The sequence below is a fragment of the Pseudorhodoferax sp. Leaf274 genome, assembly GCF_001422445.1.
Classification (GTDB): domain Bacteria; phylum Pseudomonadota; class Gammaproteobacteria; order Burkholderiales; family Burkholderiaceae_C; genus Pseudorhodoferax.
In genome coordinates this window covers 313,289-325,696 of sequence record NZ_LMNA01000030.1, presented here as the reverse complement: position 1 = coordinate 325,696, position 12,408 = coordinate 313,289, and the positions used below count along the sequence as shown (strand labels likewise).

General features: G+C 71.7%; 9 protein-coding genes. All 9 read left to right on the top strand.

Annotated features, from left to right (window positions below):
- The first annotated feature begins 41 nt into the window (after nucleotides 1–41).
- The 9 genes from ASF44_RS28265 to ASF44_RS32450 are packed head-to-tail and all read left to right on the top strand — an operon-like array spanning nucleotide 42 to nucleotide 12,381.
- A complete protein-coding gene (locus ASF44_RS28265; protein WP_056902599.1) occupies nucleotides 42–887 on the top strand; it encodes a type VI secretion system accessory protein TagJ in 846 nt (281 codons plus the stop codon).
- Nucleotides 880–1,407 (top strand): type VI secretion system baseplate subunit TssE, encoded by a 528-nt coding sequence (gene tssE / locus ASF44_RS28260; protein WP_056902598.1) that lies wholly within the window; start codon nucleotides 880–882, stop codon nucleotides 1,405–1,407. The genes ASF44_RS28265 and tssE overlap by 8 nt, the downstream gene beginning before the upstream one ends.
- 23 nt (nucleotides 1,408–1,430) lie before the next feature.
- The gene (gene tssF, locus ASF44_RS28255; protein ID WP_056902597.1) at nucleotides 1,431–3,293 is read left to right on the top strand and encodes a type VI secretion system baseplate subunit TssF; all 1,863 of its coding nucleotides are present in this window, start codon (nucleotides 1,431–1,433) and stop codon (nucleotides 3,291–3,293) included.
- Nucleotides 3,290–4,351 (top strand): type VI secretion system baseplate subunit TssG, encoded by a 1,062-nt coding sequence (gene tssG, locus ASF44_RS28250; protein WP_056902596.1) that lies wholly within the window; start codon nucleotides 3,290–3,292, stop codon nucleotides 4,349–4,351. The genes tssF and tssG overlap by 4 nt, the downstream gene beginning before the upstream one ends.
- Nucleotides 4,348–7,008 carry a type VI secretion system ATPase TssH gene (gene tssH / locus ASF44_RS28245; RefSeq protein ID WP_056902595.1) on the top strand — a complete coding sequence of 887 codons (2,661 nt, stop codon included), beginning with the start codon at nucleotides 4,348–4,350 and terminating at the stop codon, nucleotides 7,006–7,008. The genes tssG and tssH overlap by 4 nt, the downstream gene beginning before the upstream one ends.
- Before the next feature lie 38 nt (nucleotides 7,009–7,046).
- Nucleotides 7,047–9,194: a type VI secretion system Vgr family protein gene (locus ASF44_RS28240; protein ID WP_056902594.1), complete on the top strand. Its 2,148-nt coding sequence runs from the start codon at nucleotides 7,047–7,049 to the stop codon at nucleotides 9,192–9,194.
- Nucleotides 9,194–9,772, top strand: coding sequence for a DUF4123 domain-containing protein (locus ASF44_RS28235; RefSeq protein WP_056902593.1), 579 nt, complete (start codon nucleotides 9,194–9,196; stop codon nucleotides 9,770–9,772). Before ASF44_RS28240 ends, ASF44_RS28235 begins: the two co-directional genes overlap by 1 nt.
- A 54-nt stretch (nucleotides 9,773–9,826) precedes the next feature.
- Nucleotides 9,827–11,566 carry a hypothetical protein gene (locus ASF44_RS28230; protein WP_056902592.1) on the top strand — a complete coding sequence of 580 codons (1,740 nt, stop codon included), beginning with the start codon at nucleotides 9,827–9,829 and terminating at the stop codon, nucleotides 11,564–11,566.
- Nucleotides 11,566–12,381 carry a hypothetical protein gene (locus ASF44_RS32450; protein WP_056902591.1) on the top strand — a complete coding sequence of 272 codons (816 nt, stop codon included), beginning with the start codon at nucleotides 11,566–11,568 and terminating at the stop codon, nucleotides 12,379–12,381. Before ASF44_RS28230 ends, ASF44_RS32450 begins: the two co-directional genes overlap by 1 nt.
- Nucleotides 12,382–12,408: the final 27 nt, after the last annotated feature.

Genomic DNA, 12,408 nt, shown 5'->3' with positions numbered 1-12,408 from the left:
GCAGCCACGGCCCACGACGCGAACCTGATCGGACACCCGCCATGAACCAAGAAGCTCTCGCCGCGGCCGAAGCCGCCGTGCGTGCCAGCGATCCCAAGGCCGCGCTGGCCGCGCTGACCACGGCCGTCAAGGCCGCGCCGGCCAATCCCAAGCTGCGCATCTTCATGGCGCAGCTGCTGTGCGTGCTGGGCCAGTGGGAGCGCGCGCACACGCAGCTCAACGTCGTCGCGGACATGGACAGCACCGCCGGCCCGATGCGCGAGATGGTCGGCCACGCGCTGCGCTGCGAGCTGCTGCGCGCCGCGGTGTTCGACGGCCGCCGCACGCCCATGGTGTTCGGCCAGCCGGACGAATGGCTGGCGCTGCTGATCGAGTCGATGCTGCAGCGCAAGGACGCCGCGCAGAGCGCGCACCTGGCCGCCGCCGCCTTCGATGCCGCGCCGGCCACGGCCGGCCTGCTCAACGGCGAGCCGTTCGAGTGGATCGCCGATGCCGATTCGCGCCTCGGCCCGGTGCTGGAGGCCATGGTCAACGGCAAGTACTACTGGATCCCGTTCAGCCGGCTGTCGCGCATCTCCATCGACGACCCGGGCGACCTGCGCGACCGCGTCTGGCTGCCGGCCCACATCGGCTTTGCCAACGGCGGCGAAGCGATCGCGATGGTGCCCACCCGCTACCCCGGCTCCGAGAAGAGCGAGGACGGGCAGATCCTGATGGCCGCCAGGACCGAGTGGGCCGCCATCGGGGACGAGCGCTATGCTGGCCTGGGCCAGCGCGTGCTCGTGACGGACACGGGCGAGCACGACATGCTGAGCGTGCGCCTGATCGAGTTCCACGATGCGGCGGCCGCGCCGGGCGCCAACGCGGGTGCGCAGGCCGATGGCTGAACTCAATTCGCGCGACCGCCTGCAACCCTCGCTGCTGGACCGCCTGACCGACAGCGCCCCGTCCGACAGCCAGGAGGCCCTGGAGGCCCGCGTGCTCACGCGCCAGCAGCTGCGCCATGCCGTGCTGCGCGACCTCTCCTGGCTGTTCAACGCCACGCGCGCCGAGCCCGAGCCGGCCTCCACGCGCGAGGACGAGGTGCGGCTGTGGCAGCACAACCCGCACGCGCGGCACTCGGTGCTGAACTACGGCATGCCGGCGTTCGCGGGCACCACGCTGTCGTCGATGGACACGCAGCAGATCGAGCGCGTGGTCGCCGCCGTCATCAAGGATTTCGAGCCGCGCATCGCCGCCGACACGCTGGCCGTCTCGGTGCGCATGGACCCGGACAACCACCACAACACGCTGCAGCTGACCATCCGCGGCCAGATGTGGAACCAGCCGGTGCCGCTGGAGCTGCTGCTCGCGGCCGACCTGGACATCGAGACCGGCAACACGCGCGTGCGCGACCTGCGCCCTTGACGCCGACGTCACCAGCCACCGCCATGGACCCCCGCCTCCTTCGCTACTACAACCAGGAACTGCGCTACCTGCGCGAGCTGGGCGGCGAGTTCGCGCGCGAATTTCCCAAGATCGCGGCGCGGCTGGGCATGGACGGCCTGGAGGTGGCCGACCCCTACGTCGAGCGCCTGCTCGAAGGCAGCGCCTTCCTGGCCGCGCGCGTGCAGCTCAAGCAGGACGCCGAGTTCCCGCGCTTCTCGCAACGGCTGCTGGAGATCGTCTACCCGAACTTCCTGGCGCCGACGCCGGCGATGATGGTGGCCCAGCTGCATCCCGTGCCCGACCCCAACCTGCTGAAGGCGCCGACGGTGCCGCGCGACAGCCAGGTACTGGGGCCGGCCAGCGGCAAGAGCCGCACGCGCTGCGAGTTCCGCACCGCCCACGCCGTGCGCCTGACGCCGCTCAGCGTGGCGAAGGCGGAGTACTTCCTCAACGTGGCCGATCTCGGCCTGGCCGGCCTGCAGCTGCCGGTGCGCCCGCGTGCGGGCCTGCGGCTGCGCCTGCAGGTGCCGCCCGGCATGCCGATGGCGCAGCTTGACCTGGACGCGCTGTGCATCCACCTGGGTGGCCAGACCGACGTGGCGATGCGGCTGCACGCGCTGCTGCTGGGCAACACCGTGGCAGTGCTCGCGGGGCCGCCCGGCCAGCCGCAGGCCCGCCGCCTGCTGCCCGCCGATGCGGTGCAGCCGGTGGGCTACGCCGACGACGAGGCGCTGCTGCCGTCCACGCCGCGCGGCTTCGCCGGCGTGCGCCTGCTGCAGGAGTACTTCGCGTTCCCCGAGCGCTTCCTGTTCATGCGCATCGCCGGCCTGCGCGCCGCGCTGCAGGCCTGCCCCGGCAACGAGCTGGAGATCGTGCTGCTGCTGTCGGCGCAGGGCCAGGGCCTGGACGGCATGGTCGATGCGGGCAACTTCCTGCTGCACTGCACGCCGGCGATCAACCTGTTTCCCAAGCGCGCCGACCGCATCCAGGTCGACGAGGGGCACCACGAGTTCCAGGTCGTGCCCGACCGCAGCGCGCCGCTGGATTTCGAGGTCTACGACGTGCTGGGCCTGAACGGCTACGACGACCAGGGCAACGAGCGCCATTTCCTGCCGCTGTACGCGCCCAGCCACGCCACCTTGCCGGGCCAGCCGGCCTACTACACCAGCTGGCGCGAGCCGCGGCTCGCGTCCGAGCAGGCCCGCCGCGACGGGCCGCGCTCGGGCTACATCGGCTCGGAGGTGTTCGTCTCGCTCGTGGACACCAGCGAGACGCCCTACCCCGGCGCGCTGCGCCAGCTGTCGGTGCAGACACGCTGCACCAACCGCGACCTGCCCATCTTCCTGGGCACCGGCGGGCTCAGCGAGTTCACGCTCGACGCCGGCATCCCGCTGGCATCGGTGCGCGCCGTGGCGGGGCCCTCGCGCCCCCACACCTCGCTGCGCGAGGGCGGCGTGGCCTGGCGCTTCATCAACCTGCTGTCGCAGAACTACCTGTCCATCATCGAAAGCGGCGAAGGCGAGGCGGTGGCCGCGTTGCGCGGCCTGCTGAGCCGCTTCCCGCAGGGCGACGATGCCACCGTGCGCCGCCAGATCGAGGCGTTGCAGAGCGTGGCGGCGCGCCCGGTGGTGCGCCGCCACCCGGCGCCCGGGCCGATCGCATTCGCGCGCGGCATCGAGGTCGAGCTGACCGTGGACGAACTGGGCTACCAGGGCGGCAGCGCCCACCTGTTCGGCGCCGCAATGCACCACTACCTGTCGCGCCACGTGTCGATGAACAGCTTCGTGGAGACCTCGCTCCGGTCGCTCACGCGCGGCGAGATCATGCGCTGGAAGCCATCGCACGGAAAGAGGGCCGTGCTGTGACCGCCGCGGCCGACGGCTTCGAGGCCTGGCTGGGCGCGCTGGCCGCGCAACCCTGGCGCCACGACTTCTACCAGGCGCTGCGCCACATCGAGGCCGCGCACCCGCACCTGCCGCGTCTGGGCGAGGCCCTGCGGCCCGCGGACGAACCGCTGCGCCTGGCCCAGCCGCCGGAGCTGAGCTTCGCGCCGGCGTCGCTGCACAGCGTGGAGCACAGCAGCGCCGGCGTGGCCCGGCTGCAGCAGCGCATCTTCGGCATGCTCGGCCCCAACGGGCCCCTGCCGATCCACCTGACCGAATACGTGCGCGAGCGCGCCCTGCATGCCGGCGACGCGACGCTGCTGCGCTTCCTGGATCTGCTGACCCACCGCTTCGCGCTGCTGTTCTACCGCGCCTGGGCCCAGGCGCAGCCCGTGGTGGCGCTGGACCGGCCCGGCCGCAACGACTTCAGCGCCCGGCTGGGCGCATTGGTCGGCATCGGCGAGCCCGCACTGCACCAGCGCGATGCCGCCGGCGATGCGGCCAAGCTGCATTTCGCCGGCCGCCTGTCGCGCCAGGTGCGCGATGCCGACGGGCTGCTGCAGTGGATCCGCCTGGAGTTCGGCGTGCCCGTGCGCATCGAGCAGTGGCGCGGCCACTGGATGGCGCTGGGCCGCGACGAGCGCACCCGGCTGTTCGCGCCGCTGCAGCGCAGCGCCGGCCAGCAGCTGGGCCGCGGCGCGGTGCTGGGCAGCGCGGTGTGGGACGTGCAGCACAAGTTCCGCATCGTCATCGGCCCGCTGCGCGCGGCGCGCTACCACGCGCTGCTGCCCGGCGGCCGGGAGCTGGCGCGGCTGCAGGCGCTGGTGCGCCAGTGGGTCGGACTGGAATTCCAGTGGGACCTGCAACTGATCCTGGCCCGGGCCGACGTGCGCCCGATGCGACTGGCCCGCAGCGGCGAGCTCGGCCGCAGCTGCTGGCTCGGCAACTACCGGCCCTCGGCCGACGCGGACGACCTCGTCATCGATGTCGAACGCACCCACAGAACGACCACTCGACCCGCAAGGACGCCTTCACCATGAGCGAAATCAGCCGCGTTGCCCTGTTCGGCAAACTGAACCCGCTGGCCTACAAGGCCATCGAAAGCGCCACCGTCTTCTGCAAGATGCGCGGCAACCCGTATGTGGAGCTCGTGCACTGGTTCGTGCAGCTGGTGCAGAACAACGAGACCGACCTGGACGCCATCCTGCGCCACTACCAGGTCGACGCCTCGGCCATGGCCCGGGACATGACGGCCGCGCTCGACCGGCTGCCGCGCGGCTCCACCGCGATCAGCGATTTCTCCGAGCAGATCGAGAACGCCATCGAGCGCGCCTGGGTCTACGCCACGCTGCAGTTCGGCGAGGCGCAGGTGCGCACCGGCACGCTGGTGATCGGCATGATGAAGAGCACCCACCTGCGCAACGCGCTGCTGGCCATCTCCAAGGAATTCGCCAAGGTGCGCGCCGACGACCTGGCCGACAACTTCGCCAAGATCTGCGGCGGCACGGCCGAGAGCAAGCTCGGCGCGCAGGACGGCACGGGCATCGGCTCGGGCGAGCCCGGCGGCGACAGCGGCGCCATGGCGCCGGCCGCGATGGGCAAGGGCGAGGCGCTCAAGAAGTTCTGCGTCGACATGACCGAGCGCGCCCGCGAGGGCAAGATGGACCCGGTCACGGGCCGCGACGAGGAGATCCGGCAGATCGTCGACATCCTGATGCGCCGGCGCCAGAACAACCCCATCCTCACGGGCGAGGCCGGCGTGGGCAAGACGGCCGTGGTCGAGGGCTTCGCGCAGCGCCTGGCGCGCGGCGACGTGCCGCCGCAGCTGCAGGAGGTCTCGCTGCTGAGCCTGGACCTGGGCCTGCTGCAGGCCGGCGCCAGCATGAAGGGCGAGTTCGAGCAGCGCCTGCGCCAGGTGATCGACGAGGTGCAGGCCTCGCCCAAGCCCATCATCCTGTTCATCGACGAGGTGCACACGCTGGTGGGCGCCGGCGGCGCGGCCGGCACCGGCGATGCGGCCAACCTGCTCAAGCCGGCGTTGGCGCGCGGCAACCTGCGCACCATCGGCGCCACCACCTGGGCCGAGTACAAGAAGTACATCGAGAAGGACCCGGCGCTCACGCGCCGCTTCCAGGTCGTGCAGGTGCCCGAGCCCGACGAGGCCAAGGCCGTGCTGATGCTGCGCGGCGTGGCCACCGTGCTGGAGAAGCACCACCGCGCGCAGCTGCTGGACGAGGCCATCGAGGCGGCGGTGCGGCTGTCCCACCGCTACATCCCGGCGCGCCAGCTGCCCGACAAGGCCGTCAGCCTGCTCGACACCGCGTGCGCCCGCGTGGCCGTGAGCCAGCACGCGACGCCGGCCGAGGTGGAGGACTGCACGCGCCGCATCGAGGCGCTGGAGATCGAGGAAGGCATCATCGCGCGCGAACTGGCGGTCGGCGTGCAGGTGGGCACGCGCGGCACCGAGGTGGCCGAGAAGCTGGCCAGCGAGCGCGAGCGCCTGGTCGGCCTGCAGGCGAAGTGGAAGGACGAGAAGGCCGTCGTCGACCAGGTGCTCGCGCTGCGCGCCAGGCTGCGCCTGGAAGGCGAAGAGGCCAAGTCCGTCGACCGCGAGGCCGTGCTGTCCGAGCTGCGCGGCGCGCAGGAGAAGCTGGCCGCCCTGCAGGGCGAATCGCCGCTGATCATGCCCTCGGTGGACGCCCAGGCCGTGGCCAGCGTAGTGTCCGACTGGACCGGCATTCCCGTGGGCCGCATGGTCAAGAACGAGCTGGAGAACATCCTGCGCCTGGGCGAGACGCTGGGCCAGCGCGTGATCGGCCAGCAGCACGGCCTGGACATGATCGCCAAGCGCATCCAGACCTCGCGCGCGCGGCTGGACAACCCGAACAAGCCGATCGGCGTGTTCATGCTGTGCGGCACCTCCGGCGTGGGCAAGACCGAGACGGCGCTGGCGCTGGCCGAGGCGCTGTACGGCGGCGAGCAGAACGTCATCACCATCAACATGAGCGAGTTCCAGGAGGCGCACACCGTCTCCACGCTCAAGGGCTCGCCACCGGGCTACATCGGCTACGGCGAGGGCGGCATCCTGACCGAGGCCGTGCGCCGCCGGCCCTACAGCGTGGTGCTGCTCGACGAGGTCGAGAAGGCGCACCCGGACGTGCACGAGCTGTTCTTCCAGGTCTTCGACAAGGGCCGCATGGAAGACGGCGAAGGCCGCATGATCGACTTCAAGAACACCATCATCCTGCTCACGTCCAACGCCGGCTCCGAGCTGGTGATGAACATGTGCAAGGACCCGGAACTGCTGCCCGATCCCGAGTCGCTGGCCACCGCGCTGCAGGAGCCGCTGATGAAGATCTTCCCGCCCGCGCTGCTGGGCCGTCTGGTGACGATCCCGTACTACCCGCTGTCACCCGAGATGATGGGCAAGATCATCCGGCTGCAGCTGAACCGCATCAAGAAGCGGGTGGAGGCCAACCACAAGATCCCGTTCCACTACGAACAGGAGGCGGTGGACCTGATCGTCAAGCGCTGCGACAACCCCGAGGCGGGGGGCCGCATCATCGACTCGATCCTCACCAACACCGTGCTGCCCAAGATCTCGGTCGAGTACCTCTCGCGCATGTCGCAGGGCCAGGAGCTCCAGGGCATCACCCTGGGTGCGTCGGGCGGCGAGTTCACCTACCGCTTCGACTGACCGACCCGGGCTGAACGCGCAGGCTCCAGGAATCCAACATGGCGACCAACCAGTCCCTCGAGGCCGTCTTCATCTCGTCCGAACCGTCGGAGGACCTGCTGTTTCGCCGCATGCAGGGCCGCGAGGAGCTGGGCCGCCTGCCAGAGTACCGGATCGAGCTGGCGCGCCCGCAGGACAAGCCCCCGCTGCAGGTCGACGATTTCCTGGGCACCAACGTCAGCGTCAAGGTGGTGAGCGCCGACAAGAGCGAGCGCTTCTTCAACTTCTGGGTCGTGGCAATGGAGCAAGGCGGCGTCGCCAACGGGTTCGACGTCTACCGCATGGAGCTGCGGCCCTGGCTCTGGCACCTGACGCTGAGCGCCGACAGCCGCATCTTCCAGGAGAAGGACGCCAAGGAGATCATCCAGGCGGTGTTCGCCGAGTACACCACCCAGCAGGTCTCCGACAAGCTGACCGCCACCTACCGCAAGCGCGACTATTGCGTGCAGTACCGCGAGACCGACTTCGCGTTCGTCAGCCGGCTGATGGAAGAGGAAGGCATCTACTACTACTTCACGCACGAGCAGGGCCAGCACACCCTGGTGCTGTGCGACAGCGACAGCGCGCACAAGCCCCTGCCCAAGTCCACGCTGACCTGGGCCCCGGCCCAGGAAGGCGACCAGCAGGCCGACGACCTGATCCTCAAGTGGCGCCGGGTGCACACCATCCAGCCGCTGACCTTCGTGCACGACGATTTCGACTTCGGTGCGCCGACCACCTCGATGCGCAAGCAGTCCTCGCGCTCGGTCACGCACGCCACGCCGCAGTCGGCCAACCCGCTGGAGGTCTACGACTACCCCGGCCGCTACGTGGACCCGGGCCTGCCGGACGCCAAGATGTCCGCCGCCAATGGCACGGCCAAGACCGAGGCCGCACGCCTGGCCAAGCTGCGCGTGGACGCCTGGGACTCGTCGGCCCAGGTCTGCACCGCGCTCACCGCCTACCGCGGCGTGGCCTGCGGCTCCACCTTCAGGTTCGCCGGCCATCCGGACAAGCCGGCCAACGTCGAGTACCTGATCACCACGGCCTCGTACGAGCTGGACTTCAGCGCCTACGAGGCCAACGCCGCAGACACCTCGGCCGGTTTCAGCGCGCGCATCCAGGTCGTGCCCAAGACCGTGGCGTTCCAGCCGCAGCCGCGCCACCAGCAGCCCATCGTCCATGGCCCGCAGACGGCCACCGTGGTGGGCGCCAGCGGTGCCGAGATCGCCACCGACAAGTACGGCCGCGTCAAGGTGCAGTTCCGCTGGGACCGCGTGGGCAACAAGGACGAGAAGAGCTCGTGCTGGGTGCGCGTCAGCTACCCCTGGGCCGGCAAGCAGTTCGGCATCATCGCCCTGCCCCGCGTGGGCGACGAGGTGGTGGTCGAGTTCCTGGAGGGCAATCCCGACCGGCCGCTGATCACCGGCCGCGTCTACAACGCCGACAACCTGCCGCCCTACACGCTGCCGGCGCAGGCCACGGTCAGCGGCATCAAGACGCAGTCCAGCACCAAGGGCTCGCTCGGCAATGCCAACGAGCTGCGCTTCGACGACAAGAAGGGCAGCGAGTACGTCTGGTTCCAGGCCGAGAAGGACATGCACAGCTGGGTCAAGAACGACAGCTTCGCCTCGGTGCTCAACAACCACTGGAGCGATGTCACCAAGAACTACTCGCTGAAGATCGGCGGCACGGCGGACATCGCCATCGCCGAGGCCACCAAGCTCAAGGTGGACAAGGACGTCAGCGCCACGCTGGGCGCCGACCTGCACATGGCCGTCACCGGTGCGCTGGGCCTGGAGGTCAGCGACGCCATCGACATCAAGGGCGCCCAGGCCATCGCCATCACCTCCGGCCAGGCGATGGACCTGAAGGTCGGCCAGACCCTGGCGATGACGGCCACGTCCAGCGTCAGCCTCAAGGGCATGGGCATCGTGATCGACGGCGGCACGCAGATGACGCTCAAGGCCGGCGCCGGCACCATCACGCTGGGCCCGACAGGCGTCACCATCGACGGCCCCATGGTCAAGATCAACTGCGGCGGCGGCGGGGGCGCGGCCACCGCGGCCAAGGCCGCCGCGCCGCCCAAGCCCGTGGCGCCGGCCGAACCGACCAAGAACAAGGACCCGCTGCCCGCCGCCGATGGCGGCAGCGGAGCCAATGCCTGATGTCCACGCCCGCCGCCGCCACGCCTGCCGCCCTGTCGCCCGCGCAGCTCAAGGCCGCGCTGTGGGCCGACGCCGCGCTGCGGGTCTACGCGCTGGTGCTGGGGCGCAACGTGCCCGGGCTGGCCGGGACGCTGGCCGAGGCCGATGCCGCGCGCGCGCTGGACAGCTACGACTGCCTGTGGCCCGGTGCGCTGGCGCCGCAGCAGCGGCGCCAGGCGCCCTACCTGGTCGCGCTGCGGCAGGACAGCCCGTTCACCGACTGGCTGCTGCAGCAGGCCGCCGCCGATTTCGGCGAATGGGGCGTGCTGATGCGCTCGTCCGCCAGCTTCCTCGCGCTGCGCAGCCACTGCCGCGCCCTGTGCAAGGCCCGCCTGGGCAGCGGCCAGGAGATCGCGCTGGACTGGATGGACCCGCCGGTGCTGCGCGCGCTGCTGTCGCTGGCCAGCGCCGACCAGGTCGAAGAGATGCTGGCGCCCATGCAGGGCCTGGTCGTCGTGGGCACCGACGCCTGGACGCTGTGCGCACAGCAGTTCGGCCGGCTGACCATGACGCGGCAACCCGTGATGGCGGCCGCATGACCGGCCACAGCCGCGCGCACGGGTGCGCCAGCCTGCGCGCCGTGGAGGCCTGAGGTGGCGCTGCAGCTCACCCTGGAACAGCAGCGGGCGCTGGAAGCGCTGGCGCTGCAGCGCGACCTGGCCCAGGTCGGCGCGGCGCTGGCCCGCGCCTTCCCCGAGGCCGCCGCGCGCATCGGCGAGCGCCAGGCCGCGCTGCTGGAACTGGGCTGGCGGCGCGCCCAGGCACTGGGGCTCGCGCACGCACTGGCGCTGGCGCGCTACCTGGCCGCGTGGTTCGTCTTCGGCGTGGAGTTCGAGACCAGGCCCGGCTTCGAGTGGGCGCAGCAGGCGCTGGTGCAGGACCAGGCCAGCGAAGGCTTGCGCGTCTTCCAGCTGGGCCGCCGCAGCCGCGAGGAGCTGCAGCGCCACGCCGCCAAGCCGGGCACCGGCCTGCCGGCACCGGCGGTGTTCGATGCTGCGCTGGCGTTGCTGGACGCCGAGCTGGCCGGCCATGGCGCGATGGGCAGCCTGCTGCCGCGCGAGCGCCTGGTGCTGGGCAGCGCCTGCGACATCGACGCGGTCGACGTGACGCAGATCGAATCTGGCGTGCGGCAGCACTACGCCGTGGAGCAGGGCCGCTGGCAACGCGTGCCCACCGGGCTGGATGCGGAGCTGCAACGCGTGCTGTCCACGCAGGGCAACGCACCGCTGCCGGCGCAGCTGCATCTGCTGGGTGCCGCCGACAGCAGCCAGGCACGCCTGCGGCTGCGCTGCCTGGCCCGCCATGTCTGCGATGCCAAGGTGCATCCGCTGGTCAATTTCAACGGCGTGCACGGGCACTACGACCGGCGCGGCCCGATGACGCAGGACCTGCTGGTCACGCTGCCGCACGAGCCGCCCCGCGCCGACGGCCCCGCGGCCATGGCGGCCGGCAGCCCGGCCGCGTTCAGCGAACTGACCGTCGCCGGCTGCGGGCTGCGCGACAGCGGCGCGCCGATGGGCGAGCAGCACGTGGCGCTGGCCGTGTACCCGCCCGAGCAGCACATGCTGGCGTGGCGCCGCGAACCGTCGCCCGGCTTCGACCTGCCCGCCCAGGCGCCGCCGCCCGCGGCCGCGCCGCGCGGGCGCCGCGAATGCGATGGCAAGGCGCAGGACGTGCAGGCCCTGCAGGCCGGCCTGGCGCAACTGGACACCCAGCTGGCCGAGGGCCTGGCGCGCCTGTTCATCGCCTGGGAGCGCGAATCGGGCGTGGAGAGCGGCCGGCTGCAGGCCGAGCCCGCCGTGCTGGCCGGCGGCGCCGGCCTCACCTGGGGCTGGGCGGCCAGCCCCGATGGCCTGGCCGCGGCGCCGTTCTACCGTGTCGCCGGCCTGCTGGACCTGGTGGCCTGCCAGCTCGACCTGCGCCTGTCCGGCGAGCTGGCGCTGCAGGGCACGCGCAGCCGCCTGCACCTGCACTGCGCCGCGCGGGAAGAACTCCGGTTCGACGCCCAGCGCGGTCCGCGGGACGACGACCTGGCGGCGGTGTTCAAGCCGGCGCAGTGCGTGTTCCGCCACCCCTTCGTGCTGCACCTGGAGAACATCGCGACGCCCGAACTGGCCATGCTCGACGCCCTGCAGCCGGTGGCCGGCGCGGTGGTCGGCGCGGCCGGGCTGCGGCCGCACCCGGCGGGCGCCGGCCTGCAGTGGTTCGCGCGCATCGCGGTGGAGCCGGTGGTCGCCACGCTGCACCTGCACGATCCGCTGCTGGGCCAGCAGCGCCTGCTGCCGCACCCGCTGCTGCCGGCCATGACCCTGGTCGACTGGAGCCTGGACTGATGGACCGCCTGCTCGTCGTGCAACTGGAGGCGCAGGGCTGCGATGCAGAGGCCTGGCTGAACGGCTTTCCCGTGGCGCGCGTGGACGCCGGCCGGCCGCGCAGCAGCGTGCCGGTGCACGAGTACACGCTGGCCGGCGAGAACCGCCTGGAGCTGGTGCTGTTCCCGCGGCCGGCGGCCGAACCGGCGGCGCTGGCACCCGCGCCGCTGGCCTGCATGGCCGACGGCCACCAGCGTGCGCACCTGCGCGTGCTGCTGCCGCGCATCGGCAGCGCGGCCGACGAAACGCAGGCGCGCAGCCTGGCGCAGCTGGACTGGAACCCCGCCGCCGGCACGCAGTTCGTGGCGCCGCTGCGCCTGGTGCAGGACGTGACGCTGCCCATCGGTTTTCCGCGCTGGCGCTGGCTCAACGCGCCGCCCGTGCCGGGGCCCGCGTCGCCCGCCCTGCTGGCCATGGCGCTGGCCTTCGTCACCACGTTGGCGGACGACTTGAGCCGCGGCCAGACCGACAGCTTCATGGCCGCATGCAGGCTGCGCAGCGAGGAGCTGGCCCAGGCCTACCAGCGCGACGCGGAGACCGAGCGCGCCCGCCTGCGCGAGGCGCTGCTGCAGGCCCATGCGGCCCAGGGGCTGGCATGGCCCGCCCCCGTGGCCGCGGACTTCGCGCTGCGCCCGCTCGCCGGCGGCCGGCTGTTCGAGGCGCTGCGCGCCGACGGCACGCCCGCGCTGCAGAGCGCGTCCGGCGCGGATGGCCGCACCTGGGCCCTGCCGCTGCGGTTGACCGCCGTCGAAGGCACGATGTATGTCCTGCGCTGACCGACCCGCGCAGGCCTGAGACCGAGA